Here is a 26,259-nt window from a genome sequence, read left to right on the forward strand (position 1 = left end):
TTATTTACGATTCATCAGAATCCACTGCTCCTATTCTACCACAAACCTTATGTAAAAGGCTCATTGCCCACTCATGGTCGGCCGCTCCCTTTTTCCAGCTCATACTCTGGGCTATAGGTCGCACATTTATTACCATTAATTTCATCCTAAACTGTTTTTCGACGGAATAATTGGTAAAAAGACATGAAATGTGAACTATTTTATAGACAACACTCGCTTTATATTCTCTAATCCCTTAATATGGATGGGAGTATAACCCAAAAAGGAGAGGATATTGAACATGACAAATAGTGCAGCTCTGAAACCAAGTCGTGTCGTGATTGTAGGCATGGGTGCGGTGGGAACAACAACGGGATACACGCTAATGTTGAGACAGCGTTCGTCCGAGTTGGTATTTGTGGATGTGAATCATGATAAAGCAACCGGCGAAATGCTGGATATGAACCACGGTCTTCCATTTACGGGAGGCGTGAAAGTATGGGCTGGCGATTATTCCGACTGCAAAGATGCAGATATCATTATTATTACAGCGGGTGCTTCCCAGAAACCGGGCGAAACCCGGATTGATCTGCTGAAGAAAAATGCAAGCATTTTCAAAGATATTATTGAGCGTATTACTGAAGTGAATTCTCATGGTATTTTACTGATTGCAACCAATCCTGTAGATATTTTGTCCTATACTTCATGGAAACAAAGTGGATGGCCTGCTTCCCGTGTCATCGGTTCAGGTACATTGCTCGATAGCGCACGTTTCCGTTACCTGATTGGTAAAAATAAAGGGATCGACCCGCGTAGTATTCACGCACACATTATTGGTGAGCATGGAGATTCCGAAGTACCGGTATGGAGCCTGGCTAACGTTGCAGGAACAGATCTGGAATTGGATGAAGAAACACAACAGGATATCTTCGACCGTACCAAAAATGCAGCGTATGAGATTATTAATGCCAAAGGCGCGACTTCCTATGCAATCGCCCTTGCTCTGGACCGCATTGTAGCTGCAATTCTCGGCAACGAAGGCTCCGTTCTGAACGTATCCACGTACCTTGAAGATTACAATGGTGTATCGGATGTTTATCTGGGTGTTCCATGTGTTGTCGATCGCAACGGTGTGCGCGAAATTCTGCCTCTTCCGCTGAATGAAACCGAAAAAGTGGCTTTCCAGGCTTCTGCTAACAAATTAAAAGAACAGATTGCTGGATTGGAATAATCTAGCCACGCAATCATTCATATCGTGAACGATTTAGCACGTTAAAAGTTGTAAATTAAGATATCTGTCTTAGCCAAAAGGGCCATTTGTTTCTTCTAAAGAGAAGAGGCGAATGGTTCTTTTGTTTGATTTCTATTATAGGCCAATTTAGATTTCAGATATTAGTTTACATAATATTAATTATGTTTAAATATCCACCATCCAAATCAATAACAAAAAAGCCTGTCACTTGGACAGACTCCTTTTCGGGTTAAATATTAGCTTTTCACTTCTAATATGTCGGAAGTTTAACGTCCAGCAAAGCCATAGCCTCTTCTTTCTCCCTACTGGTGACGTGTGTGTACACGGTTGTTGTTTGAATCGATGCATGACCAAGTAGCTCCTGCACGGTACGCAGATCGGCTCCACGCCGTAACATCATGGTCGCGAAGGAGTGACGCAGCTTATGACTGGAGTAGTTTTGACGTTGATTGGCTGGTGATTCCTGCTGGAAGCGTTCAAAGGTTTCCGTAGATATGAGCTGGATGCTGCGAATCGACAGTCTCTTCCCTTTCTGCGAGACAAATAGTGCTTCCTCTTTTGGCCGCCAAGGATCGAGACGCTCAGCCATCGCTTGAGATAATACTTTTGCCACAGTCTCCGGTACAGGGAGTGAGCGCCATTTACGACCTTTACCAAATACATCTAATGTACGCCGCTCCGCATTATAGTCTTTGCAATCCAACGCATGTACTTCTCCAACCCGTAATCCCATATATCCCATCAGTAGAAAAACAGCCAGATTACGTGTGCGATACTTCCCATCTACCGACTCCAGAAAACGTGTCAGCCCACTTTCATCAAGGAAAACGGGCGCACGGTTTTTCTCGGTTTTGGATTTTTTGATCCCAAACGCCGGATTATTGGTTAACAATTCGAGTTCAATGAGGGACTTGTAAAAACAGTTCACCGCCGCATGTTTGCGATTTCTCGTGGCATCACTAACCCCACGCTCCCGCGCGCGGGACAGAAAAGACAACACATGCAGCTTTTTGACCTGCTCCAGTGACTTTCCTTGAATGGAGACCAGGAATTCCACCACGTCACCGGTGTATGATTTTACCGTATGGCCTGTATATCCGGCATCCTTCATCCATATGTGAAAAGCTTCTAGCTCGTCCGCATATTGCTCCTGAATCTCCTCGGTCATCATCTGTCTACGTCACCTCAATTCGGTTCTTTATAAGTTGAATAGTGCTCTATGCTTCATCCACAATGACAACGTCAATTAGCGGAATGATCGCTTCGGGTTTGCCTTGACTACGGGTAAGTACAAACGATGGCAATGGATTCTCGTGCAGACCATTCACGGATTCACAGATTTGAGTATATAAATCCATATGCAACGTCTCGCCTTCAACCGCCACATCAATAACAGGCCAATCATTCTGCACACAGGCAGGCCAATAAGCCAGCTCATTCGCAGGTACGATACTTAATTGCTGAATGGACGGATCAATACGGTAGATCCCTTGCCGTTCAGGTTCATCGCCCAGCTTGTCCACGGCGAGTATTCGAGCAGACTGCTCATCTGGTGCAGAATAGAGTGAATAACACCACGGAGTCACGCCCCAGACGATCGCCATCACCCCCTCTTCCAGCAACGTATCCGACAGTTCCCCTTCCGCAAATTGTTCGATCAGATTATGGTTACCTGGTCCAATCAGTTCCTCCACACGCTCAGCGAGTCGAGGCAGGTCAGCGAGAATGAATCCCCCTCTGCCGTAGGAATCAAATACATGATGGTTTCTGCTCCATACAGCTTGAGATGGTGAACTCAACGACGCTGCTTGTGCCGGGAAAAGCGATATATATACGGTGATAACTTGCGCATACTTAACCATTGCAAGTTGTTCAGGTTCGAGTGCACCTTCAGCAATACGAGGTGTTTTCATATGCAGGGAGATTCGAAGTTCGTATTCCCCTTCTGCAAATGCTGACCAACCCAGATCAACAGGCTGTTCAACCCCCTCAATAGAAGCAATGGAGATTGTGCTATCCGGTTTCAGGTTAACAGCATACTGCACGTATGCTAGCTCCTGACCATAGATTATATTGGCATCCTGACGATTGCCGGGTGAATCCAACTGTTGTGCAATGACAGATACCTTACGTCCATCCTTCAGAAGGCGCTGCGGATCAATATCCAACTGCAATCCGTCTTCACGTCCTAATTGTGAAACAATTAATTGCGCCTCTGCAAGTACGGATGAGTCAGCTAGTGCAAATCCAAAAGCTGCATTTTGATGATCTGAATTCGTATGTAATGGTGTGTTCATGATACATCCCCTCTCTTATGTCTGATGGCATGTCACATCCCCCAATATATTTCATATTTGGCTTAGCCGCAACCCCGCTCCCGTGATTAAGTTCGTCACGTCCCTTATTACTTACCCATATATGAAGAAAATCCCAACCCTCCCCTGCTGTTATCTTCCTTTATCTTTCTATATAAAAAAATCCCCATCCCGCTTCGCCTAAGCGATACGAAATGAGGAAAATTGAAGATGTTCTCGGTTAAAGACGTTCTCAACTAATCTATTTATCCTTTGCCCTGAAAGCACTCGAGATCCGGCGTTTCGGATTCAGATGACTGTAATGCCTTCCATACGCAAAGTAGATAATTAATCCGATGATCAACCAAGCAAAAAACGTAATCCATGTCAGCGCTGCAAGGCGTGTCATTAAGTATACACAACCCAAGGCACTCAGAATCGGAATCAGTGGCACAAGTGGAACGCGAAATCCGCGTTTGAGATCCGGGTTATTTTTACGCAATACGATAATGCCCAGACTTACAACTGCAAAAGCAAACAACGTTCCGATGTTCGTAAGCTCCGCCAAATGTCCCAACGAGATGAACCCGGAGAACAGAGCCACGATAATGCCTGCAACCCATGTCCCTACCGCAGGTGTCTGACTCTTGCCACTAACTTTGGAAAAGACCGGAGACAGCAGTCCGTCACGAGACATGGAATAGAGCAGACGTGTCTGACCATACATCATGACCAGCAATACGGTCGTAATGCCGGCAATCGCTCCAAGAGATACAATCCAGGACAATCCCTTCAATTGAACAAATTCAAATGCAAACGCAACTGGATCACTTACATTCAACATGTTATAAGGCACAATCCCTGTGAGGATCAATGATACAACAATGTAGAGAACGGTACAGATTGCCAGTGACGCAATAATTCCAATCGGCAAATCCCGTTGTGGCTGCTTAACTTCTTCTGCCGCTGTGGAGACCGCATCAAATCCGATGTAGGCAAAAAATACCGTCGCTGCTCCAGCTGTTACACCTGAGATACCAAAAGGCAAAAATGGCTGCCAGTTGGTTGGCTCTACATAGAAGACTCCCACACCAATGAAGATCAACACCACGATAATTTTAATCGCTACCATGATGCCGTTCGCACGAGCCGCTTCCTTCACCCCTCGGGTAAGCAGAAAAGTGATAATTAACGTAATGACCGCAGCTGTGATGTCAAAATAGGTTCCCTTTTCCGGGCTAAACGCACTCGTTAGCGCATGGGGTAACTCCAGTCCGAATCCGGACAATAACGTTTGGAAATATCCAGACCATCCGCTGGCTACCGCCGCACTTGCGAATCCATACTCCAATATCAGATCCCATCCCAGAATCCAGGCAATCACTTCGCCAAAAGCCGTATAGCTATACGTGTACGCACTACCCGATGCCGGTATGCTTGATGCAAATTCCGAGTAACATAATGCCGCGAATGCACATATGATACCTGCCAGCAAAAATGACAGTACAAGTCCCGGGCCGGCATACGTTGCGGCAGCTACACCAGTCAACACAAAAATCCCTGTGCCGATAATGGCACCTACCCCGAGTGTGGTTAAGTCCAACGGACCGAGCGCCCGTTTCAATGCACTGCTGTTATCGCCCACGGAGGCAATTGGTTTTTTACGAAATAATGAAGATCGTTGTTTGTTCTCATGCATAGTCATGTTCCTCTCGTCATGAATCTTGAATGTGCTATGGATGTAGCAGCGATTGGATGGCTTCCCATCTGTTCTATGAAAAAGTCGTTTGTTCTATCTTATCGATCACCTATAAAAACCTATCGAATTCTACACGTTATCGCGTTGCTTGGTTAAATTTATTTTTGTAGATCACTTATTTTGTTCTTTTTCCGCGAAATTTATCATGATCTGTTGCACGTGGTTGAATATGAAAATGGATTTAAAACAAAACTGCGTATAATTTATATTATGCGCAGTTTTTATGAGCCTTAATTTTCGTGAAAAACACCTTATAATCCCTGTTATCCGAAGTCAAGAAAAAGAGAGCTCTTTTCGTCTTTTTCTGCTGTCCCTTCCTACCTTATCCTGTCTAATTCCACGATATGAAGGCACGTAAAAGAGCCACATATCATTATGCGGCCCTTTATTTCTTGCTATAGGTAGAGGTGTATATAAAAATACGAACTGACTTCATTTCAGGTTTTTATGAAAAAGTAAATTATGAGAACGTAATTCTCTCCGCGTCCGACATCCGGTATTGGGTTAACAAATAATCTTTGCTCTGCATCGCCGCATGACGAATCGCATCCAGATCAACATTCAACAGCTTACCCTCTCGCTTCACGAGTCTACCTGCCACAAAGACCGTATCCACGTTGGATGGATTGGCAAATTGCACAACAGCGCCGATTGGATCATGAACGGGGAACATATTCAGATCGGTGGTACGAATCATGATCAGATCCGCTTCTTTCCCTGGGGTCAACGTACCCACCTTTTGCTCCAATCCCAACGCTTGGGCACCAGCTGAAGTTGCAAATCTCAGCACTTGGCTGGACTGCAAGTTCAACTCACCAGGCATCTCACCCTGCTGCAAAAGTTGTTCATTGGCTCTGGATCGTTCAGCTTGAAGTGCAAACTTCATCTGCGAGAACATATCTCCGCCTGTAGACGTCACCACATCTACACCAAGTGTAGGTGTTCCCCCATGTTCAAGAAAATAGCCGGTGGCCGGATATCCATGACCCATCATCATTTCAACCTCAGGTGTGACCGACAAGGAAGCGCCGCTATCTGCCAGCATTTTGTATTCATCCATGCCCATGGTGTTACCATGAACGATATTCACCCGTGGACTTAAGAGTCCCGCTTCGTACAAGTGACTGATCGAGCGATCCGCAGATCCCCAACTGCCAAATCCGGCATGCATGGAACAGATCGCATCCAGTTCTTGTGCTAGCTCGATCTCTTTCACGGTTGTATCCCAATGACTGAACTCCGGACCACGAATGGCAAGCCCATAAGTAAGCAATTGATCCCGTGATGAAAAATAACGTTCTTTGACTCTTCTCACATCATTATTCGAATACGTGAGTTGACTATCCCGATTCCAGTAGTCCGTCTCACCAGGGACTCCGTGAGCAAATACCGCCCGAATGCCAGCATCCTGAAGTCCACGAATCAGTTCATCCGTATGGTCAGGGGAATATGGCATGCTCCAATCCATTACTGTCGTCACTCCTGCGTTAAGCGCTTCCAAGGAACCGAGCAGGTTGGCAATATAACTATCTTGTGGGCGGAGCTTGCTTCCCATCGCACCATAATAGAGATTTTGCAAATAAACTGGCAAGGACCAGTTGGTTCCAGCTGTTTTGACAAGTGATTCCCACATATGCCGATGCGTGTCCACCAGCCCAGGCATAATAATCATCGATGAAGCATCAATGATCTCCGCATCCGGAATATCCAGGTCGGGCTGAACCGCCATGATCAGTGAATCCTGAATCAAAACGTCCGCCCTCTTATACTGTCCAATTTTAGCATCCATCGACAACACACAGCCATTTTTCAACAGATAACTTGTCCGCACAAGAAACATCTCCCATCTATTTTGGTTTGAAAGACGATCACATCCTGCTTACGAATCCGTACTGCTTCTGACTATTTTTTCGCTAGTATATATACATTATATAGTTATTGTTAGTATTTATCAATTTTGGGATTTACGTTTCGCCCGAAATCTTCTGACCTTCATCAGATTGCCACACATCTTATCATCACAGTACTTCTGTGTTCTGCTTCGGGTATCATCATAGAACATCCAGCGACAATCCGAATTATCACAGATCCGGATCCTGCCGCCTTCTCCCTCTACCAAAGTCAAAGCAAAGTCAGCAGCTACCTCAGCCATAACCTGACTCCAATGTGCTTCTACAGCTACCAGTTGGAGTTTCAGTTCCTGATCAATTGTAGTCAATGTTCTTCTCACATGCCCTGCTTCCATAACGCCGTTCAACCATTGTTTTTCTATATCCGTTAATGATGCTCCAGAAGATAAGCGGGCTCCAAGAGCTATCAATTCATTCCTGAAATTTCTCATCGACAACTCATTTTCTGGAGATGCAGGGACAGAAGCGTTAAGTTGCCATCGTTCCAGAAAATCTTGCTGCCAGCTCGCCTTCCCAAGCCTGTCCTCCGATCGATCTCCCCCACGCCAATCGTGATAATCGCTGTTTACAAAATCGGTCCATAACCTGTCCATATATACCTCCGTTTATTGTAACCATCTAATTAAACAAAGAAGGTTACAACTCATCTTTGATGTGTTATATTAAGTGTAACCTCATTAATTAGTTTTAGCTAGTTACATCACCTATCACAATTATACGCAAGGAGGAAAAGGCAATGACGAACACAACAGCACTAGATGTGTTACTTATTCAAAAGGATGATACTTGGGATCAATGTAATTGGATTGTACCTTTGTCGAAATCCTTGGAGGGCCTTACAGCAGAACAAGCAGCCTGGATTCCACCCTCAGGGGGATTAAGCATCTGGCAGTTGGTTAACCATATGTATTATTACAACCATCGCTTATTATGTCGCATGCAAGGTAAGGAGCCTACCCTTCCTGCTGTAGACTCCAATGAATACACATTTGGGAATCCGGGAGATGCAACGGATGCCGCTGGTTGGAATACACTGATGCAGGGTACAACTCGATTAGCCCAGCAGTTGCGAGATCAATTAGCTGCACTACAAGAGTCTGATCTTGAAGCCGCATATATGGACTCCGAAGAGAAATGGGCACACGAACTGGCTCGCTGGGTACTCCATGATGCGTATCACGCAGGTCAGATCGTGCTCCTTCGCAGACAGCAAGGAAGCTGGAAAATCGTTTTCTAAAAATAATGCTTGAACTGCTAGCGCTTACAGGAATAAGATGAACTTATTAATGTTACAGCTTGTTCAACACACTATATAATTGAATAGGATCTTCGGGGTAGGGTGCAATTCCCAACCGGCGGTGATGTTCTTCGGAACCAGCCCGCGACTCGCTAATTGTTCTTAACGAAGGACATTCAGCGACTGACTTGGTGTGAATCCAAGGCCGACGGTACAGTCCGGATGAGAGAAGATCAACACATTGACATGCCGTTCACGGGAAGGCCTCTTTCCTGACGCATGTCCTTGGATGAGCCCCCGTTTATTTGGTATATACCAAAACGGGGGCTTTTGTCGATTTTGCCAACTGAAGATTCCGTGTTCTGACGAAGGAGTCCTGAATATGGAAAAGACATCAGCAGCATCAACGGTTTACCGCAAGGAACGAAGTAATACCGGATTCTGGCTTGTAGTTCTCGGCGCCGCCTTATGGGGTGTCGACCCACTCTTCCGCATTATTTTGCTAAATACGATGACCTCCACGCAGATTGTACTGGTGGAACATATCATCGTCAGTCTTATTGCCATTCCCGTGCTGTGGAAATTTCGGGCTGATCTGAAAAACCTGCGCGCTCGCCACTGGATTGCCGTGATTTTTATCTCATGGGGAGGATCAGCACTCGCAACGGTATTGTTCACCATGGCACTAACACATAACGATCCGAATACTGTGCTTTTATTGCAAAAAATGCAGCCACTCTTCGCTATCTTGCTGGCTAAACTGTTATTAAAAGAAACGTTGCCACGTCGCTTCGGTGGATTGTTCTTCATTGCATTAGCAGGAACGTACCTGCTTACATTTGGCTTCACATTGCCATTAGGTAACTGGGACAACTGGATTCATGCCGGAAGCTTGTTATCCCTTGGGGCTGCTGCCTTATGGGGAGGTTCAACCGTTATGGGACGATTGATGCTGGGTCAGGCGCGTTACGAAACCGTCACCTCTCTTCGTTTTGTCGTTGCTCTCCCGCTCCTGATCTTTATGACGTGGAACGAAGGTGCGGCATGGACGTTTCCGTCCGGAACGGGTGAACAGACCGCTGTCATCCTCAACATTCTCGGTCAGGCATTGTTACCAGGTTTGCTCAGTCTTCTGTTGTATTACAAAGGTTTGTCGTCAACCAAAGCTTCTGTTGCAACACTCGCAGAACTTAGCTTCCCGATGGCGGGTGTGTTGGTGAACTGGATTGCTTTCCGTACACTGATTACATGGGAGCAGTTGCTTGGTTTTATTCTGATCTGGGTGGCCCTCTTCGCCATTTCCAGACAGCAGGAAAGATCATCAACTGCGGCCGATGCTGCACCAAAGCTGCGTACAGAATAAGTAGATATATCTGAGGTTCACATATAAACAAATAGTCAAATATAAAATAAAACCATTGCACATCAAATTAGATGAGCAGTGGTTTTTTTATTTCCATGACTCGATATTACTCGTTCATTTTCTCACTTAGCAATATGAGCTATTGACCCTGTGCTTTATTTCTATATCGCAAATGCAAATACTCCCCTCTTTCCCTCCAACCTCATAACGAATATCCATATCATCGCACTACGATTCTTCTATGTTTTGTCTTTTGTCTAATCCGGTGGTACGATGACATATGGAATAAACAGATGAATTATATTCAGAGAGGAACGATCATAATGTCTTCATTCTCATATACCTCCTACGACGCCGTAGGTTTGGCTGAACTGATCCGATCCCGGGAAGTATCCCCGGTTGAAATGCTTGAAGCGGCGTTTGCACGCCTTGAAGAAGTGAATCCGCAACTTAATGCGGTTATTCGTACATATGAATCTCGTGCACGGGAGGAAGCCGGTTTGGTTCGACCTGGAGAACAACCTTTTGCCGGTGTTCCCCTGCTCCTGAAAGATATTTCGCAATCCTTGGAAGGTGAATTTCTGACTTCAGGCTCCCGTTTGTTCAGCGAGCATCGTGCATTACGCAATTCCAATTTTGTCACTCGACTCCGTGATGCAGGCTTTATCTTCATAGGACATACCAATACGCCTGAATTTGGTTTAAAAAATATTACCGAGCCCCGTCTTCATGGTCCCACTCGCAATCCATGGAATATCAATCACTCCCCGGGTGGTTCAAGTGGTGGTGCCGCTGCTGCTGTAGCTTCGGGTATTGTTCCTCTTGCCGGAGCCAGTGACGGAGGAGGTTCGATTCGTATCCCGGCTTCCTTTAGCGGATTGTTTGGATTGAAGCCAACCCGCGGGCGCACACCTGTAGGACCGGGAGTTGGTCGTCAATGGCAAGGCGCATCGATTGATTTTGCCCTCTCTCGCTCGGTTCGGGACAGTGCTGCATTGCTTGATACGTTACAAGTCATTCAGCCCGAAGCTGCGTTCCATGCTCCACTCTTTCCAGGCAGTTACTTGGCTGATATGAGCTATCCACATCAACGCAAACTGAAAATTGCATACACAACGGATTCGCCCGTGGGAACACCTGTCAGCGCAGAAGCCAAAGAGTCTGTATACAAGCTCGTTCGCTGGTTGGAAGATCAAGGTCATCATGTTGAAGAAAAACTGAGTCCAGTCAATGGAGTTCGGTTGATGGAGAACTATTACATGATGAACAGTGGTGAGATGGCCGCGATGATCTCTTCCATGGAACGATCCATGGGCCGGGCTCTGACCTCAGATGATATGGAGATTGAATCTTGGGTTCTGGCTGAAGCAGGCAAAAAGGTGTCCGCTGCGGAATTTGTACATAGCTTAGCTGAATGGGATGTAGCTGCAGCCCAGATGTCCACTTTGTTCGAGCGTTATGACTTCTACGTCACACCTGTTAATGCTTTTCCTGCGCCTAAGATTGGTGAATTAACACCTCATGACGAACAGATCCGTAATCTGATGCAAATTAGTGAATTGGACAAGACCCAGCAGCAGCAACTCATTTATGAAATGTTTGAGCCAAGTCTTACGTATACACCGTTCACCCAGCTTGCAAATCTGACAGGTCAGCCTGCGATAAGTGTACCTCTGCATATGACACCTGAAGGGTTGCCAATGGGCGTTCAAGTGATGGCAACCAAGGGACGCGAAGATTGGTTATTACATCTGGCTGGACAGCTTGAACAATCAGACCTCTGGATCGGGATGAGAGGTAATCCACTATTTCCAGCATAAAGACGTATTATGTGGTGTGTTAAATTTACCATTGGATGTTCCTGCCTGAGTACAGAGTGCATCGCCATAACAGTGCATGAAAGCATCATCTGCTCCGCATACTGAAAGCAAACAGTAGCGGAGGAATGTAACAGATGAATACAAATCAGCGCCATAAACAGTCTTATCGTATCCCAGCCAAAACGGGATATGCCTTGAAAGTAAACAAGGGTTCTTTACTACGCATAACGGATCTGGAGGGACAGCAAGTCATTGATTTTGTGGCATATGATGCTACGGATGCTAACCATCGCTTGGATCCCGGCGTGACAATGGACGTATTGCGTGCTTATCGAATTAAACCAGGACAATTTGTATATTCCAATCAGTATCAACCTTTACTCAAGATTGTCCGTGACACCGTTGGGGTACATGATTTCTTCAACTCTGCTTGTCGTCCCGAGATGTATGAGGTGTTATACGACAAAAAGAATCACGCCAGTTGTTATCACAATCTGAACACAGCACTAGAACCCTTCGGAATCTTACCGCCGGATCAACACTATCCATTTAACCTGTTTATGAAGTCCGTTGTAGACAGTGAAGGCAAGATTGATGTTGTAGCTCCCGACTCTCGTGCAGGTGATTATATCGAGATGGAGGCATTAATGGATCTCACAATTGGGCTCTCCGCTTGTCCTTGTGAAGAAAGCTCATGCAACGGATACAACTGCACCCCAATTCAATTGGATGTGGAACTATAACAGAATAACAAGGCCATAAGGCGATATGATTAAAAGTAGTTTGTTCTAATTCACTCCTTGCGGGAATACGATGACTTGTACCCATTTTCTGTGACAACTGGTACAATTCATCGAACCCGTTAAGGAGTGAACGTGTTTATGTCTGTACTGTTCAGTTATATTATTCTGGGAATCTCATTGTCCGCTCCAATCGGTCCGATTAACGCCGCCCAACTCGACCGCGGAGCCCGCCACGGATTCATGCATGCCTGGATTCTAGGACTCGGAGCTATGTTTGCAGATTTGGTGTATATGCTGCTGATTTATTTTGGAGTTGCCCATTTTCTGGACACGCCGTTCATGCGCTCTTTTCTCTGGTCATTTGGCAGTTTTATTCTGATTTACACGGGGGTTGAAACGCTCTCGAAGCTAAAGCAAGGCATTCAGGGTACATCTACTGCGGAAGCAACTGTTCGAAAATCATTTATATCCGGATTTTTGATGGCCCTGTCCAATCCACTGAATATTTTATTTTGGCTTGGGATCTATGGCTCTATTCTCGCGACAACTGTGAAACATACGGATACCGCTCATTTGCTGCTCTACAGTTCAGGCATATTCATTGGTATTCTGGTGTGGGATGTCATTATGGCTGGCATGGCCAGTCGATTCCACAAACATAGCAGTGAGAATGTATTGCGCTGGATCTCTATCATTTCGGGAATCTGCCTGATCGGATTTGGTTTGTATTTTGGGTACGAAGCTGTACGTTCCGTATTTTTCTGACAACAAAATCAGGCTGGACAGTCACCCAACTTCCCCCACATTAATACTGTAACGGTATCATGTGGAATGGAGTTGGGAATCAATGGCGGAGCTGTATAGTGCCGACGAAATAAACACCTTGTTTGAGCGTCTTCCATCTTGGCAGCAGGACGCTTATTCGCAATTTGCAGATATGATCGCCGACGAAGATAATACGTATCCATGTGTACCTGGACGAATGGGATTTCTGTCAGGACATTTGAGGTACGGATTTACGTGTGACCCCCGATCTGAACATGCTGCCGAAGATATGGCCGATCTGCTTAGACAATATGGTCCTGTCTCCAGAGACACCGGTCATTACGCTTCCATGGTCGTGATCTGTGAGACGCCAAGCGATCTGAAAGATCATACAACCGTAGAGCAATATCAGACGTTATTCTGGCAAATGCTTAATCGGGTAAGTTCACACGATACCGAGCCGTGGCCGGAACATATTTCAACCGATCCTCATGATTCATCATGGGAGTTTTGCTTTGGCGGAGAGCCTTACTTTTGTTTCTGTGCAACTCCTGCACATGAACTCCGAGCCAGCCGTCATTTTCCTTATCTCATGTTTGCTTTTCAACCGCGGTGGGTATTCGAATCCATTAATGACAACACCCCTCTTGGCCGTAAAATGAAAACCTTGATTCGCAAACGTCTCGCTGCGTATGATGCTGTACCTGCTCACCCTTCGCTGATGTGGTATGGTCAGCAGGATAATCTGGAATGGAAACAGTATTTCCTGCCTGATGATGAGCAGACACCTTCCAAATGTCCATTCATGCGGATGAAGCAAGCCTTAGGCAAGTTGACGAAATAATCTTAAAGCACTCATTAATCCGTTGTACGACCTCCACAAAAGTTGCTGAGAGTTGCTTATGGTTTGGATGGTGCTGACTGCGGTGGTTTCGAGCCACGTACCTTATGAACAACATACGTGATGATCCCAAGGAACACCAAAAGTCCCACACTTGCCAGCAGACCCGTTCTGCTGGCTTTTTCCATCGCTGTCCCAGCCACAGCAGCCACAATTAATACTATGGCAATCCACACTTTGATGCGATTCCATTTCACGGGCTTCATTTTCTTAATGTACGTGATGCAGATGAGTAGCCATGTATACATTAATACCAGACTACCTGCTGTCGTCACATATTCAAACAGACTCTTGGGCATCCATAATGCCATCAACGTAGACAGGAGTAATCCGGCCGCTGTGCAACACAATGCCTGAAGTGGCATGTCCTTTTTCCCCCAGGTCTTTGTGAACAGCTTTGGTGCATCTCCATCTTCTGCGAGTTTCACCAACATGGACGTAATGGCATATAACGAAGCCACCATCGTCGAGAATCCGGCTATAATCAGAATTCCATTGAGAATGTGGACCACAACGGTGAATCCAATAGTTGACATGGCTTTGACGAGCGGACTTTCATCTGGAGTTAACTGAGCTGAAGGCACAAGCAACAGGATCAACGCAATTGAAATGACGTAGAGTGTACTCACCGATAATAGCATCACTCGACCTGATTTCACTGCATCTTTTGGTTCTTTCAGGTTAGCAGCCATCAAACCCATAACCTCGATCCCGGCAAAAGCAAAAAATGCATAGATGAAACCGGTCCATACCCCTTTACCTCCATGCGGGAACCATTCATTCTTCAATTGCTCTGGTGTCACTTTTACAGGTAACCAACCCAGACAAGCCGCTCCTGCTATAGCTATAAATGCAACCGTTGCAGCAAGTTTGATTACAGCAAGAATATTCTCCGTTTTGGTTAATCCCTTCGCTCCCAGTGCAGCAATGAACAGACCTATAGCGGCATAGATCGCGACAAATGCCCAAAGCGGAAACTTGGGAAACCAGAATTGAGAGAACAGCCCAAGTGCCGTTAATGAGCTGCCCATGATGAGCATTTCAGAGAACCAGTACATCCATCCACTACCAAAACCAGCCCAAGGTCCGAATGCTTCGCCCGCGTACGTTCGAAAAGCGCCTTCCTTAGGATCATCTGCGGTCATCTGTGCCAGCGCACCAAATACAAAGTAAGTACCTGCTGCCGCCAGCACCAACAATATAAGTACGGATATGCCGGCCCAATGGATCGCCAGACTGGTCCCTAGAAAAAATCCCGTTCCCAGTGTGCAACCCGCGCCAAACAAAGACAGGCTGACCCAACTTAGTTTTTCGTCGTCGTTTTTACGGTGTTGCTGACTTTTCATGAAGCTCCTCCTTCTGCCTTATCCCCTTACGATTTACAGGTCATGGAGGTTTTATGTCTGTATTGCCAAAAGAATTGTTATTGGTTTACATAATAATTAATATGTTAATATTATTCTGATAATGAATTTAAGCTGTATGCTTTTACGCATCATTCATAAAGATATATTCCCAATCCTATTTAAAATCCGCAAAAAAAGTATTGACTTCAATTGCTTAAAATGGTTTTCCTTTTAAACTTGGTGGTGCGTCAATGTGACTATATGAGAGATGGTAACTAGGGTGAGAAAATGATCTTTCTATTGTGAATTTTTCATATGTTGAAATATTATAAAATAAGTCGTTATTTCTTTTAAATTGAACGTAGAATGCCTCTTTTTCGTATTTTCTCAATAGCTTTATCTTTTTTTATAAATTTAATTGTTTTAAATAAAGGCTATTTCCTGGGATTTTTCCTCTTTCATCCTTTGTCACCCGTTTTGAACTAAGCTGACGTATAGACATTATCCCCTAAAATTTTTCGTAGCCCCTGATCCGAAAGTTATTGTGAATTTTTCATATGTTGAAAATATTTTATGTTGGTCATAAAAAAGCCGCCATATGGCGGCTTCGCTAATATTTCTGTTTTAAGTCCGGCCAGTCCAATCTGCTCCGGCGATTTCTTTCCATCGTGCTCTAATTTCATCATACAATTCCTGTGGGAGTTGCCCTTTAGCCACAAGATCAGCATTTTGCTGCCAGCGATTGGGCTTGGCTGTTCCTACAATAGCTGTGTCTACCCCTTCGGTACTTAGCGTAAAACGCAGTGCTGTTTCCACCGCTGCCTGGGCATCTTCACCCAGAAAACCATAGTTCAGTTCACTTAAGCGCTTCCAGTATATAAATGGATAAGCCTCTTCTGAAAGTGTATCATACGTCCAGGCCGCATTGGCAATTGGTCTTTTGGCGATGACACCCATGTTTCTTTTTCTTGCCTCAGGCAACGTAAGATCAATTGCTTCCTGATCTGCGATATTTAATGAAGTCTCCAGGCTGTCAAATACTCCGGTCTGAATCGCATATAGCGCATCTGTTGTATCCCCACTGTATCCGATAAACCTGGTCCTACCTGATTCCTTGGCACGCTGTAGCACTTCGATCACTGCTCCTTGTCGGAGTACTTCTTCGGAGCAGCTATGCAAATGGATAACATCCACATAGTCCGTTTTCAGCCTTTTCAGACTGCGGTCAATCGTTTGCTCCAGTACTTTGGCATCCCAATCCGGGCCTTCGATCCCGGCAGCATGTCCACATTTGGTGAACAAATAGTAGTCATCACGCCGATGTGACAACACCTCGCCGATTAATTCCTCGCTGTCACCGTAACATTCAGCCGTGTCTATCACGTTTAATCCAGCATCCAGGGCACTATTCAGCAATGTTGCTACATCCGTTTTGGATACATTTTTTCCTATTTCCGCTCCGCCAAATCCAAGTGTACTTACGTTCATGCCAGTATTACCGTACTTGCGCGTTTCCATGGTTATCTTCCTCCAAGTTCAGTGAATTGGGTACAGATAAATAGAAATACAGATTAACTTCAACTTCCCTTATGTTATTACCCATGATTTGGTTATGCCACCCACTTTTCCAAACTGCAACCAACTTCATTTATTTAAAAGCCATAAATGGACATTCCACCGTCAACCAATAACGTCTGACCCGTTATGTATCCCGCTGCATCTGATGCCAGGAATACAACCGGCCCTACCACTTCTTCCAGTTCTCCCACTCGCTGTAACGGTGTACGGCTTACAATTTCCTGCAAATAATGGGGATCATCCAGCAACTTTTCAGTCAAAGGTGTTCGGAAATACCATGGCCCTACTGAATTGACACGGATTCCATACTTGCCCCATTCCAGTGCGAGAACTTTGGTCATATGAATTAATGCAGCTTTGGTCGCACCATATACAACCCCTGTCCGCAAAGCCGTATGCCCACCTACCGAAGAGATGTTAATGATCTTCCCAGTCCCACGTTCTTTCATATGCTGTCCCGCTAATTGCGAAGCGAAGAAAGCCGATTTTAAGTTTGTCTGCATGATGGTCTCCCACTGCTCGTCTGTTACTTCAAGTGCTGGTGTCCGTATGTTCATACCTGCGTTATTCACCAGAATGTCCAGGCTACCCATCTCCGAGATCGCCTCTTGAAACGTCTCTTCCATTTGTTCTTTTGATGTCACATCCGCAGTCAGAGCGAGCGCTTTACGCCCTGTCTGTTCATAGATGTAGGCTGCTGTCTCCTCAATTTCTTTCATCGTTCGGGATACAAGTATAACGTCACTGCCTGACTGGGCAAGTCCAATCGCAATTGCTTTTCCGATCCCTCTCCCTGCACCTGTCACCAGTGCTGTCTGTCCATCGAGATGGAATGTGGGTACGTTCATGTCACTCACTCCTTCATCAGATTCTTTATTTCAGCATTCAAGCAGAATGCTTTATATGTAGGTAAACCCCGATGGGAATCAGGTTACAAAATACTGGCTTGGATTGCCCAGTTCCGGATGGAACTTTTCTCGAAAGCGGCCTCCGGTATAATCCCCTATAATTTTTCGCCAGAACGCCTGGGCAATGACATTGTTACGAACCTGGGTCACTTTCCATCTTCCTGGAAAACGTTTGAACAGTTCATAGGCTGCCCGAGTACCCACTCCACTGCGCCGATATTTTTGCATCACAAAAAACTCAGTCAAATAGTAGTCATTATCCTTACTACCAGGCTCCAATTTCTCCACCAGAGCAAACCCTGCAGGTGCCCCATCACTTGTAATCAAAAAAGGAAACTTGCGGTCCTTTTCTGCCCAGAATGCCTCCAGACCGGGATATTCCGGAAAAATGCCGTTACTGTCCACATCAATATTCAGGTATTTGGTAAAATCATATAAATAAAATTGCATTAAATGCCGAATCACCTGACTGCGTTCCCGGGGAACCAGTTCTATTTTCATATTCATCCGGTTCACCTCCTCTGCTTTACGTATACTAATTACTTTAAAGGTTTACGCGCCGAAGGGCAAGGAAGCATACCCTACTTACTGCATGCTTTGGTGAACAAGCTGTGAGCATGTAAATTATGGTACACTAGAGCATAGAATACTATTAAATTGAATATTCATTTTATATGTTTTTCACATGGAGGTGTCGAACTTGACCAACGTGCAAAAAGAGATTGATCGACGCAAGCTGGATGACAAACTACCTTCCATGCCTTGGTTCGTTCAGCAATTCATGGACTACAAGCTGCCTGACCTGTCCCCCTCTACCCTACTCGAATATCTGAGAGATTACGAAGCTTTCTTCGGATGGTTGCGAGCAGAAGGGCTGTCCGAGGCAAGCTCTAATAAAGAAGTTACCTTGACTGAACTGGAAGTCCTTCGCATGGATTCGGTTACCGCCTATCGGTTATTTCTTACAACCAAACGGGAAGGAACCAATTCCAGAATTACCGTATCTCGCAAGCTCTCTTCCCTTCGCTCCCTTTTTCATTACCTGAGCCAGATTGCGGAAGATGAAGACTTTTATCCTTTGCTGAAGCGGAACATTATGGCCAAAATCGAGATCAAGCGTACCCATAAACCCAAGGACACCGCTGCCAAACTCAAAGGTAAAATTCTGGAGGAAGAGGAACTGCTGGAATTCATCGGCTATATTCTTGAAGGTTACGCTGTCGATATGGAGAAGAATAAGCAGGCCCTATACTCCCATGAAATCAACAAAGAACGGGACGCCTGTATTGCCAGCCTGATTCTGAATTCCGGCTTACGGGTGTCGGAAGTTGTGAACCTGAACGTCGATGATCTCGATCTGAACAACAAACTCCTGTATGTTTATCGCAAAGGTAACAATGATGAGACGTACAAAACTCCCGTTTATTTCAGGGAACAGGCCAAGGACGAACTCGCAACTTATATGAACCTGCGGCAATCACGTTACCGTACACCCAAGCGGGAGAAAGGTCTGTTCATTGCTTTGCGTAACGGAGATTCAGAAGGCAGTCGAATGACCAAAAGAGCGATCCAGGCCATGATTATGAAATATGCCAAGCGCTTTGGTAAACCCTACTTGACCGTGCACAAATTACGCCATTCATTCGCAACCGACTATTATTTGCAAAATGATATTTACAAAACAAAAGAGCAGCTTGGACACGCTTCTACGGAAACAACCGAGATCTATGCTCACCTTACCGACAAAACGATGTCCGAAGCCATTGAACGTCGTACCGACGAAGGGATGTAACATCCCGAACATAATAAAAGCAGCAAACCGCATCAAGGATTTCGATCCGAGAAAGGTCTGCTGCTTTTTTGTTTTTTTTGCATCATTCAAGGAGAAGAGCATAAGTAGAAATAATTATAGTTTACATAATAAATATTACGTTGTATTAAAAAGAATCAATCACGCTCTCTGTAAATTCAATCATATCCAGCGATCATAATATCCTACTTTTTTAACGTTTCTACGATTAGACTTCACCATTCTGCCTTCACTTGCTTTCAACCATCGCTAACAACGCTTTGGCTATATCCTCCGTTTCATGAACCGAGTACCATGTTATCTCTCTGCTTACGGCGCTCCGCTCTATAAACTGCTCTGAAGGTAGCCATGAGATTATACCCACTACCCCTTCAAGCTGATCAACCAAGGTCAGATCTTTCTCTTCTCGAACCATCACAAATTTGGGATAAGAAACATTCTTGAATCCTTCAACAACAATCCAATCATAATCCGATAGATAGCTCAGCATATCCTCCAGCTTGGTTGCCTGTCGCTCCATAATCGCAGTACGTTTCTCTGACATGATAACCACCGCCGAAGCCCCAGACTCTCCAAATCGATAAGAATCCGTTCCTTCTTGATCCATCTCAAAATGGTCATGACCATCATGCTTAATTGCTGCTACTTTAAGTCCCATAGAAGAAAAGTGCCCGATCAGCGCGGCTGTCAGGGTTGTCTTGCCTGTGTTTTTGTATCCAACAATCTGTATGATATGTGGCTTTGTATCACTCATTGTAGTCATCTACCACTACCTCACATGACCTGAGGGCAGTTTGAGAATACGTACCTGCTCACCCGCAGGAATGCCTTTTTTCTCAGGTGGAACAACAATCAGGCAATCACTGTCCTTAATGGTGATCATCACGCTGGATTCATCTACACGGGCGGCAGCCGGTATCGCGTACACCATGCCGTTGCGGATCTCTGTGCGTCCACGTACGAAACGTGTAAAATTATTAACTTTGGTGTACTCTTCTTCCAAGATCGCAGTCCATTCTTCCATATAAGGATGAGCATCCGCCTGCATGGAACGAATGGTTGGACGAACAAACAGACCAAAACCTACAAAACAAGCCCCCGGGTTACCCGAAAGTGCAAAAAGCAATTTATCTTTATATATAGCAGCTGTGGTCACACTGCCTGGTCGCATCGTCACTTTGTTAAACAACATCTCCACATGTTCTTCAAGCACAAGTTCGCCCATAATATCATAATCCCCGACGGATACTCCGCCTGTGGTCACCACGATATCATTATCTTGAATGGCTTCTTCCAGTTTGGCCCTTGCCGTATTCACATCGTCTGCAATAGAACCGTACATCACAGGCTCTCCACCTGCCTCTACAACCAGAGAGCGCAACATGTAACTGTTGCTATTCCGAATCCGACCTGGTTGTAATGGCTCATCTACATCAAGCAATTCCGTGCCGGTTGCGAATATCGCCACCTTTGGACGTTTAAATACAGGAACTTCTGCTATGCCAAAAGTAGCTAACACGGACTGCTCTCCTGCCCTGATGATCGTTCCTGCTTCGAGCAGTTGCTGTCCCTCTTGGACTTCCAGTCCGATTGGGGTGATATTAGCACCCGACAATATGTGCCGTTTCAATGCAATCCACTGTTCTCCATTCTCTACCTTGCTCTCGGTCATCTCCATCATAACTACCGCATCCGCACCTTCCGGAACCTGTGCACCCGTCATGATGCGAGCCGTCGTACCTGAAACAATGGTGTGATCCGAGGTGTAGCCGCAAGGGATTTCATCAATGACTCGAAACCAAACTTGATGATCACTCGATGCATTTATGGTATCTGTACTTATAATAGCGAATCCATCCATACCCGATCTCCGGAAGAATGGATACGGATGGGGTGCCTGAATCGTCTCTGCAAGTGTGCGGCCATGAGCAGATTCAAGGTGAACTTTCTCTATGGAGCCTACAGTAACTCTTGCAGCTATTTTGGCTTGGGCATCCGGTACCTGTACAGCTGTACGATTGAATTTGGCAGTTGTCATATCATGTGAATGTGAGTTCATTTTCAAAAGTATTCTTACCTCCTAAAGACTATCATCCTTTAAGAAAGTGTAGCCCGAATACAGTAAGATAACAAGTACATCACTTATTGATCCTGTGACAAATCTTATTTCTTACAGGTGTAACATTCCTTGACCTATGTTCAACATGAAAGGCATCTTGTCTGCCCATAATATAAGTGACAAAGGGAGGCGATGATCATGAGTAATCGATGTGAATTATGCGAAAGAGAACCTGTGAATACGACCATTCATCATCTTACACCCAAAGAAATGGGCGGAACATTTCTGCCAACGGCCAACCTGTGCATCCCCTGTCACAAACAGATTCATTCGCTATACACCAATCGCGACATTGTAACCCTTGGTCTCACTGATCTGCAATCCTTGAGACAGGATGAACGAATGATTCCATTTATCCGCTGGATTCGCAAACAACCTGCTACAACGATTCCCCGCGTACGCAAGTCCAATCATGTTCGCAAATCGTAAACCAAAAAGAACAGTTCCAAGGTAAATGCGCGGATAGAGATAAATCCGTCATACCTTTTCCTGTTCTTTTTGGATTGAACTATATGTTGGGCAGCCAAGCTTATAATTAAATCATTATCTTCGCCTCTTGATTCGGCCGCCGCCCACTCTGGTTTTTGGTTTTTTGTAGGATTTCTTAGGTGAATCAAACAGCCCACCACTGCTCTTGTTGCGATCAATGGTTCCCTTACTCTGATCCTTGTTGCGGTTGAATAATCCTCCGCCAGATCCCACGCTTGAATCTTTATCGCTTCCGCGCCTTGTAATCGTACCTTTCCGATCAACAGTAATAGGTGGAGCAAGCTTCTTGTCATTACTTGTTGGTGCACGATAAGATCCTGCACTCGGTTTATACGTATCTTTATTGGTATATCCTCGATAGTTGCCATAACCTCGCCCGCCAAAAGAATCGAACAGATTACCAATTAATGTAGCGGTGAGGTAACCTTGTAAAAAAGATGAATCGTAGTTCTGCCGAACATATTCCTTGGAGTCCACCTCAACCAAGGTATCCTCCGGCTTGTTCGGGTCTTGTTGCAGGTGATAATACTCGTCCTGATACACGAGGAACATACGCTCTGTGTTCTCCGCCGATATCTGATCCGGTTGCCTTTGGTCAGACAATTCCTGAGCCACTTCCGGAACGGTACGGTCCGAAGCACGGTACACATAGGACGTTGAGTTACCACTGCCGTTAACCGATTCAAGCGGATATGTGTCCTGAACAGAAGGTGCTGCTCCGCACGCGGACAACAGAGACATCACAAGGCTGAGGACCAGCATTAATTTTAATCCATGTGCCAAGCGTTTTTTCATTGGAACCTCTCCTAGCTCGAACGAATCACTTTGATATCCGCAGGAAGAATGGACTCACCCTCATACAGTGTAAATCTTCTGTCTTGCCACTCCACGCGAAGAAGCATATTATCATCCGACTGATACTGCCATACCAATTGTTCTCCAGCCTGGCCATATGGAGTTCTACCTGCCGTTGATACCATGCCTCCATACTCTTCCTCCAGATGATATGCGCGTCCATCCAGGTCCAGCAATGTGGGCACCTCATCATGTGCATCAAGCCTGCCATCAATTGGTGTATATAGGGCGTAACGTGTGAGTTCCCGTTCTTCGATATGCAAATATCGAAATGCGGTACCATCCTGCAGCGTGAGCACAACTGCATTTCGAGCACGATTTTGTACCCGACCAACGACTTCATAAGTGACCAGAGAAACCTCACAGATATCACCAGGTGCAAGCTGAAGCATCGTTTTCTCTGCCTGCGGTGGTTCAGGTTTCGTTAGTATTCCTTTAATTCGTTTCCATACACTCATGAGAATTACTCCTGTTCCTTATCTTATAAACAAGCTGCAATAATCAGTGCGCCCACGATATGTAAAGCGCCAGAGAACAATCCGTACCCTGTCTTCCCTTGCTGAATTCCCGTATCCAGATCCAGATTGGCCCATTTGCGAATCATAAAGTGTACAACACTCTCCAGAATCAACAAAATGATAAAGGATACAACGGAGACCAGCAGTGCTTCTCCCAGGTGACCGGCCGTAGAAATGGACGTAGCGAGTACATATCCTTGTGCAAATAATTTCATAACCATACGTGTAGTAACGGCCATATTGCCAGCCTTAACTTCAGCAAAATCCTTATATTTCGTGAACAGTGAATCAACATACATCAGGACAAACAGCAAAACCGAACCAGATCCGGTCCAGACCAGCATCGCCAAAATGTTCAAATCCATTTACACAGCCCCCACATATCAACATGAACCGCATTTAAAAGCGAAGGAGAAATACTCTTCTCCTCCGCTGGTTAACCTTGCTGACAACCAAGGTATTAGTTCTTATTATCGTACTGTTTCATCAATGCTGCGAGTTCGTCTTCAACAGCCTGATCTTTACCCAACTTCTCGAACTCTTCATCCAAAGATTTTCCTTTGGAAGACATTTCGTTGCTTGCTTCTGCCTGTGCTTCCATCTGCATCATCTTCTCTTCCATACGCTTCATACCAGCACTTGCGGTATCAGAGCCAAACCCATTCAACGCTTTGTTGATTTCCGTTTGGGCTTTTGCTGCATTGTAACGCGCTACCAGTGTTTCGCGTTTGTTCTTCATTTGAGTCAGTTGCTTACGCATCTCGTCGAGCTTGCCACGCAGGTTATCTGCAGAAGCCTTGTTTTGGTCATAGCTGGTTTTGTACTCAGCCATCTTCTCTTCAGCAACCTTTTTCTCTTCCAGAGCACGTCGAGCCAAATCTAGATTCTGAGCACGTGCCGCCGTATGCGCCTGCTCTTCACGTTTCTTCACAAGAGCTTCCTGCTCTTCGAACAACTGCTTGAATTTCTTCTCAATGGCGATCTGTTGAGCTACTGCTTTCTCCGCATCTTCCAGATCCTCTTGCATGTCACGGATATATTGGTCCGTCATCTTGATTGGATCTTCCGCCTTGTCAATAATGGCGTTGATGTTAGACATGGTTAGATCACGCAAACGTTTGAAAATGGACATTATGTTATTCCTCCTAGTCGATATTACATCGTATATAAACATACATACGTAACAATCTACAACTCGTTTCAATTTTAGCAAATAAAATCAAAACATTCGATGGCTCTTATGTCAGGAAGATCGTTTATCTTTGTTCAGATGATCCTCCATCAACCTCTCTGCAGTCTGCACGATTTCGTCGATCTGCATCCGCGTGATGGAATCAAAATGGATACCCATGATCACCGTAACGGTTACTTTCAGTTGCAAGGCTGCCTTTCGGGCAAGCCGCTCACACAGCTCTTGTTCTTTATGCCCGGGAATATGTACCGTCGTCCCGCTTACGCGCTCATGATCCACATAGAACGTGGCTACGGCGCCAATATGCGCCTTTCCTCCGGTAACGAGAAAAACCTTATCTTCTCCTGCTTCAATCACCTGTAAACGTATGGATTTCAAATCAGATGTACTCATACCCATCCACCTATCCTTTTCTATATGTTATATATGGAGGAATTATGGCTGTCATGAGCTAAATCCACAATGAAACTTCTCACACTGCGCATATTTTATGGAGCCCCCGGGTATACCAAGGAGAACGTCATTTTGAAAAAGGAGGCCGATATTATGCGCGTACGCCTCATTATGCTGATGGTTATCGTTATTTTTCTCGGGGGATCTCATGCTCCAGTTTCATCGCGGGATGTTTCAAGCCCGCCAGGTGAATCCGTATCAGGTTTGGATTCTGCGGAAGAAGAACAACTGACATTGGGACAATTACGTCAAAAATATGCCGATACGTTCAAAACCAATGGTCCTTCAACCAAGAAGGTTGCACTGACTTTTGATGATGTACCTGATCCACGGTTTACTCCACAAGTGCTGGATGTATTGAAGAAATACAATGTCAGAGCTACATTCTTCATCGTGGGTAGTCGTGCTGAGAAACATCCGGATCTAGTGAAACGCATCGTTAAGGAAGGGCATATGGTTGGTAATCACAGCTACAATCATCCTGAATTCAGTAAGCTGTCGATGAATGCCTTTCGCAAACAAATTTTACATACCGGGGATATTATTCAACGTTTGGCGGGATATACGCCCAAGATGATTCGGCCACCTTATGGAGACATTAATGAAGAACAGCTGAGATGGGCTGCCAAACAACATTATAGCATTGTGAACTGGAACGTAGACTCCCTGGACTGGAAAGGCCTTTCAAAGGAACAGGTGAAAGATAACATCCTCTCTGCCGTGAAACCTGGCTCCATCGTTCTGCAACATGCTGGAGGCGGTGTAGGGTCAAACCTGAACGGCACGATTGAGGCTTTGCCTGAAATTATTGAGGAACTACGTAATCGGGGATATGAACTGGTCACCTTGGACGAAATGCTGGGATTGCCCAAGGCCAAAGATTAGGATGACCGTGATAACAAATAATGAGAATATTAAAAGGGTGCTGTTCAATCGCGAATTAGCGACTGGCAGACACCCTGTTTGAA

At 45.3% G+C, this 26,259-nt stretch carries 26 protein-coding genes and 1 riboswitch; of the genes, 10 read left to right on the forward strand and 16 right to left on the reverse strand.

Annotated elements, in window-relative coordinates; all coding sequences use genetic code 11:
- The first annotated feature begins 280 nt into the window (after positions 1 to 280).
- Positions 281 to 1,210: an L-lactate dehydrogenase gene (locus C161_RS26330; RefSeq protein WP_036613729.1), complete on the forward strand. Its 930-nt coding sequence runs from the start codon at positions 281 to 283 to the stop codon at positions 1,208 to 1,210.
- 271 nt (positions 1,211 to 1,481) lie between these two features.
- On the opposite strand, the gene C161_RS26335 is transcribed toward C161_RS26330, so the two are convergent.
- From C161_RS26335 to C161_RS26355, 5 genes are all read right to left on the reverse strand, one after another.
- Positions 1,482 to 2,402, reverse strand: coding sequence for a tyrosine-type recombinase/integrase (locus tag C161_RS26335; RefSeq protein WP_036673794.1), 921 nt, complete (start codon positions 2,400 to 2,402; stop codon positions 1,482 to 1,484).
- Positions 2,403 to 2,448: 46 nt separating this feature from the next.
- Complete coding sequence (locus C161_RS26340) at positions 2,449 to 3,528, reverse strand: hypothetical protein (protein WP_036673795.1); 1,080 nt, start codon at positions 3,526 to 3,528, stop codon at positions 2,449 to 2,451.
- Positions 3,529 to 3,787: 259 nt separating this feature from the next.
- A complete protein-coding gene (locus C161_RS26345) occupies positions 3,788 to 5,224 on the reverse strand; it encodes an amino acid permease (RefSeq protein WP_036673796.1) in 1,437 nt (478 codons plus the stop codon).
- Positions 5,225 to 5,744: 520 nt separating this feature from the next.
- Positions 5,745 to 7,115, reverse strand: a complete 1,371-nt coding sequence (locus C161_RS26350; RefSeq protein ID WP_442789438.1) for an amidohydrolase family protein — start codon at positions 7,113 to 7,115, stop codon at positions 5,745 to 5,747.
- A gap of 120 nt (positions 7,116 to 7,235) precedes the next feature.
- Complete coding sequence (locus C161_RS26355) at positions 7,236 to 7,787, reverse strand: CGNR zinc finger domain-containing protein (RefSeq protein WP_036673798.1); 552 nt, start codon at positions 7,785 to 7,787, stop codon at positions 7,236 to 7,238.
- Between the two features lie 143 nt (positions 7,788 to 7,930).
- Between C161_RS26355 and C161_RS26360 the strand changes: the two genes are divergently transcribed.
- The 6 genes from C161_RS26360 to C161_RS26385 all read left to right on the forward strand — a co-directional run bounded on the left by C161_RS26360 (position 7,931) and on the right by C161_RS26385 (position 13,966).
- Positions 7,931 to 8,431, forward strand: coding sequence for a DinB family protein (locus C161_RS26360; RefSeq protein ID WP_036673799.1), 501 nt, complete (start codon positions 7,931 to 7,933; stop codon positions 8,429 to 8,431).
- 84 nt (positions 8,432 to 8,515) lie between these two features.
- A riboswitch (FMN riboswitch) is annotated at positions 8,516 to 8,669 on the forward strand.
- Positions 8,670 to 8,813: 144 nt separating this feature from the next.
- A complete protein-coding gene (locus C161_RS26365) occupies positions 8,814 to 9,794 on the forward strand; it encodes a DMT family transporter (RefSeq protein WP_036673800.1) in 981 nt (326 codons plus the stop codon).
- Between the two features lie 323 nt (positions 9,795 to 10,117).
- Positions 10,118 to 11,614, forward strand: coding sequence for an amidase (locus C161_RS26370; RefSeq protein ID WP_036673801.1), 1,497 nt, complete (start codon positions 10,118 to 10,120; stop codon positions 11,612 to 11,614).
- A 134-nt stretch (positions 11,615 to 11,748) separates the two neighbouring features.
- Positions 11,749 to 12,357 carry a DUF1989 domain-containing protein gene (locus tag C161_RS26375; protein WP_036673802.1) on the forward strand — a complete coding sequence of 203 codons (609 nt, stop codon included), beginning with the start codon at positions 11,749 to 11,751 and terminating at the stop codon, positions 12,355 to 12,357.
- A gap of 138 nt (positions 12,358 to 12,495) precedes the next feature.
- On the forward strand, positions 12,496 to 13,122 hold the full coding sequence (locus C161_RS26380; RefSeq protein ID WP_036673803.1) for a LysE family translocator: 627 nt from the start codon (positions 12,496 to 12,498) through the stop codon (positions 13,120 to 13,122).
- Between the two features lie 82 nt (positions 13,123 to 13,204).
- Positions 13,205 to 13,966 (forward strand): YqcI/YcgG family protein, encoded by a 762-nt coding sequence (locus C161_RS26385; RefSeq protein WP_036673804.1) that lies wholly within the window; start codon positions 13,205 to 13,207, stop codon positions 13,964 to 13,966.
- Between the two features lie 56 nt (positions 13,967 to 14,022).
- Here C161_RS26385 and C161_RS26390 read toward each other — a convergent pair whose 3' ends face one another.
- From C161_RS26390 to C161_RS26405, 4 genes are all read right to left on the reverse strand, one after another.
- Complete coding sequence (locus tag C161_RS26390; protein WP_036673805.1) at positions 14,023 to 15,369, reverse strand: amino acid permease; 1,347 nt, start codon at positions 15,367 to 15,369, stop codon at positions 14,023 to 14,025.
- Positions 15,370 to 15,993: 624 nt separating this feature from the next.
- Positions 15,994 to 16,887 (reverse strand): aldo/keto reductase, encoded by an 894-nt coding sequence (locus tag C161_RS26395; protein WP_036673806.1) that lies wholly within the window; start codon positions 16,885 to 16,887, stop codon positions 15,994 to 15,996.
- Between the two features lie 134 nt (positions 16,888 to 17,021).
- Entirely contained in the window at positions 17,022 to 17,795 is a 774-nt protein-coding gene (locus C161_RS26400; RefSeq protein WP_036613702.1) for an SDR family NAD(P)-dependent oxidoreductase, read from the reverse strand.
- A gap of 78 nt (positions 17,796 to 17,873) precedes the next feature.
- Positions 17,874 to 18,362, reverse strand: coding sequence for a GNAT family N-acetyltransferase (locus C161_RS26405; RefSeq protein WP_036613700.1), 489 nt, complete (start codon positions 18,360 to 18,362; stop codon positions 17,874 to 17,876).
- A 178-nt stretch (positions 18,363 to 18,540) separates the two neighbouring features.
- Between C161_RS26405 and xerS the strand changes: the two genes are divergently transcribed.
- Positions 18,541 to 19,647, forward strand: a complete 1,107-nt coding sequence (gene xerS / locus C161_RS26410) for a tyrosine recombinase XerS (RefSeq protein ID WP_036613698.1) — start codon at positions 18,541 to 18,543, stop codon at positions 19,645 to 19,647.
- 247 nt (positions 19,648 to 19,894) lie between these two features.
- Here the strand turns inward: xerS and mobB are convergent, their stop codons facing one another.
- Entirely contained in the window at positions 19,895 to 20,428 is a 534-nt protein-coding gene (gene mobB, locus C161_RS26415) for a molybdopterin-guanine dinucleotide biosynthesis protein B (RefSeq protein ID WP_051449961.1), read from the reverse strand.
- 6 nt (positions 20,429 to 20,434) lie between these two features.
- Positions 20,435 to 21,724 carry a molybdopterin molybdotransferase MoeA gene (locus tag C161_RS26420; RefSeq protein WP_036673991.1) on the reverse strand — a complete coding sequence of 430 codons (1,290 nt, stop codon included), beginning with the start codon at positions 21,722 to 21,724 and terminating at the stop codon, positions 20,435 to 20,437.
- Positions 21,725 to 21,922: 198 nt separating this feature from the next.
- On the opposite strand from C161_RS26420, the gene C161_RS26425 reads away from it, so the two are divergent.
- The gene (locus C161_RS26425; RefSeq protein ID WP_156946171.1) at positions 21,923 to 22,213 is read left to right on the forward strand and encodes an HNH endonuclease; all 291 of its coding nucleotides are present in this window, start codon (positions 21,923 to 21,925) and stop codon (positions 22,211 to 22,213) included.
- A 114-nt stretch (positions 22,214 to 22,327) separates the two neighbouring features.
- Here C161_RS26425 and C161_RS26430 read toward each other — a convergent pair whose 3' ends face one another.
- From C161_RS26430 to C161_RS26450, 5 genes are all read right to left on the reverse strand, one after another.
- Positions 22,328 to 23,068: a DUF4247 domain-containing protein gene (locus tag C161_RS26430; protein WP_017688102.1), complete on the reverse strand. Its 741-nt coding sequence runs from the start codon at positions 23,066 to 23,068 to the stop codon at positions 22,328 to 22,330.
- 11 nt (positions 23,069 to 23,079) lie between these two features.
- Positions 23,080 to 23,586, reverse strand: coding sequence for a DUF4178 domain-containing protein (locus C161_RS26435; RefSeq protein WP_036673809.1), 507 nt, complete (start codon positions 23,584 to 23,586; stop codon positions 23,080 to 23,082).
- A 23-nt stretch (positions 23,587 to 23,609) separates the two neighbouring features.
- Complete coding sequence (locus C161_RS26440; RefSeq protein ID WP_036613690.1) at positions 23,610 to 24,011, reverse strand: DUF350 domain-containing protein; 402 nt, start codon at positions 24,009 to 24,011, stop codon at positions 23,610 to 23,612.
- 95 nt (positions 24,012 to 24,106) lie between these two features.
- The gene (locus C161_RS26445; RefSeq protein WP_036673811.1) at positions 24,107 to 24,778 is read right to left on the reverse strand and encodes a PspA/IM30 family protein; all 672 of its coding nucleotides are present in this window, start codon (positions 24,776 to 24,778) and stop codon (positions 24,107 to 24,109) included.
- A gap of 111 nt (positions 24,779 to 24,889) precedes the next feature.
- Positions 24,890 to 25,231, reverse strand: coding sequence for a prenylated flavin chaperone LpdD (locus C161_RS26450; protein ID WP_036673812.1), 342 nt, complete (start codon positions 25,229 to 25,231; stop codon positions 24,890 to 24,892).
- Between the two features lie 153 nt (positions 25,232 to 25,384).
- Here C161_RS26450 and C161_RS26455 point away from each other — a divergent pair, with 153 nt between their 5' ends.
- Positions 25,385 to 26,176 carry a polysaccharide deacetylase family protein gene (locus tag C161_RS26455; RefSeq protein WP_036673813.1) on the forward strand — a complete coding sequence of 264 codons (792 nt, stop codon included), beginning with the start codon at positions 25,385 to 25,387 and terminating at the stop codon, positions 26,174 to 26,176.
- The last annotated feature ends 83 nt before the right edge of the window (positions 26,177 to 26,259 follow it).

Origin of the sequence: Paenibacillus sp. FSL R5-192, from assembly GCF_000517845.1 — a bacterium.
Taxonomy (GTDB): Bacteria; Bacillota; Bacilli; order Paenibacillales; family Paenibacillaceae; genus Paenibacillus; species Paenibacillus amylolyticus.

Bases quoted from the DNA above. Each gene is read 5' to 3' on its own strand.
- C161_RS26330 (WP_036613729.1), top strand. From the start codon at position 281: ATGACAAATAGTGCAGCTCTGAAACCAAGTCGTGTCGTGATTGTAGGC.
- C161_RS26335 (WP_036673794.1), bottom strand. From the start codon at position 2,402: ATGATGACCGAGGAGATTCAGGAGCAATATGCGGACGAGCTAGAAGCT.
- C161_RS26340 (WP_036673795.1), bottom strand. From the start codon at position 3,528: ATGAACACACCATTACATACGAATTCAGATCATCAAAATGCAGCTTTT.
- C161_RS26345 (WP_036673796.1), bottom strand. From the start codon at position 5,224: ATGCATGAGAACAAACAACGATCTTCATTATTTCGTAAAAAACCAATT.
- C161_RS26355 (WP_036673798.1), bottom strand. From the start codon at position 7,787: ATGGACAGGTTATGGACCGATTTTGTAAACAGCGATTATCACGATTGG.
- C161_RS26360 (WP_036673799.1), top strand. From the start codon at position 7,931: ATGACGAACACAACAGCACTAGATGTGTTACTTATTCAAAAGGATGAT.
- C161_RS26365 (WP_036673800.1), top strand. From the start codon at position 8,814: ATGGAAAAGACATCAGCAGCATCAACGGTTTACCGCAAGGAACGAAGT.
- C161_RS26370 (WP_036673801.1), top strand. From the start codon at position 10,118: ATGTCTTCATTCTCATATACCTCCTACGACGCCGTAGGTTTGGCTGAA.
- C161_RS26375 (WP_036673802.1), top strand. From the start codon at position 11,749: ATGAATACAAATCAGCGCCATAAACAGTCTTATCGTATCCCAGCCAAA.
- C161_RS26380 (WP_036673803.1), top strand. From the start codon at position 12,496: ATGTCTGTACTGTTCAGTTATATTATTCTGGGAATCTCATTGTCCGCT.
- C161_RS26385 (WP_036673804.1), top strand. From the start codon at position 13,205: ATGGCGGAGCTGTATAGTGCCGACGAAATAAACACCTTGTTTGAGCGT.
- C161_RS26390 (WP_036673805.1), bottom strand. From the start codon at position 15,369: ATGAAAAGTCAGCAACACCGTAAAAACGACGACGAAAAACTAAGTTGG.
- C161_RS26395 (WP_036673806.1), bottom strand. From the start codon at position 16,887: ATGGAAACGCGCAAGTACGGTAATACTGGCATGAACGTAAGTACACTT.
- C161_RS26400 (WP_036613702.1), bottom strand. From the start codon at position 17,795: ATGAACGTACCCACATTCCATCTCGATGGACAGACAGCACTGGTGACA.
- C161_RS26405 (WP_036613700.1), bottom strand. From the start codon at position 18,362: ATGAATATGAAAATAGAACTGGTTCCCCGGGAACGCAGTCAGGTGATT.
- xerS (WP_036613698.1), top strand. From the start codon at position 18,541: ATGGAGGTGTCGAACTTGACCAACGTGCAAAAAGAGATTGATCGACGC.
- mobB (WP_051449961.1), bottom strand. From the start codon at position 20,428: ATGACTACAATGAGTGATACAAAGCCACATATCATACAGATTGTTGGA.
- C161_RS26420 (WP_036673991.1), bottom strand. From the start codon at position 21,724: ATGAACTCACATTCACATGATATGACAACTGCCAAATTCAATCGTACA.
- C161_RS26425 (WP_156946171.1), top strand. From the start codon at position 21,923: ATGAGTAATCGATGTGAATTATGCGAAAGAGAACCTGTGAATACGACC.
- C161_RS26430 (WP_017688102.1), bottom strand. From the start codon at position 23,068: ATGAAAAAACGCTTGGCACATGGATTAAAATTAATGCTGGTCCTCAGC.
- C161_RS26435 (WP_036673809.1), bottom strand. From the start codon at position 23,586: ATGAGTGTATGGAAACGAATTAAAGGAATACTAACGAAACCTGAACCA.
- C161_RS26440 (WP_036613690.1), bottom strand. From the start codon at position 24,011: ATGGATTTGAACATTTTGGCGATGCTGGTCTGGACCGGATCTGGTTCG.
- C161_RS26445 (WP_036673811.1), bottom strand. From the start codon at position 24,778: ATGTCCATTTTCAAACGTTTGCGTGATCTAACCATGTCTAACATCAAC.
- C161_RS26450 (WP_036673812.1), bottom strand. From the start codon at position 25,231: ATGAGTACATCTGATTTGAAATCCATACGTTTACAGGTGATTGAAGCA.
- C161_RS26455 (WP_036673813.1), top strand. From the start codon at position 25,385: ATGCGCGTACGCCTCATTATGCTGATGGTTATCGTTATTTTTCTCGGG.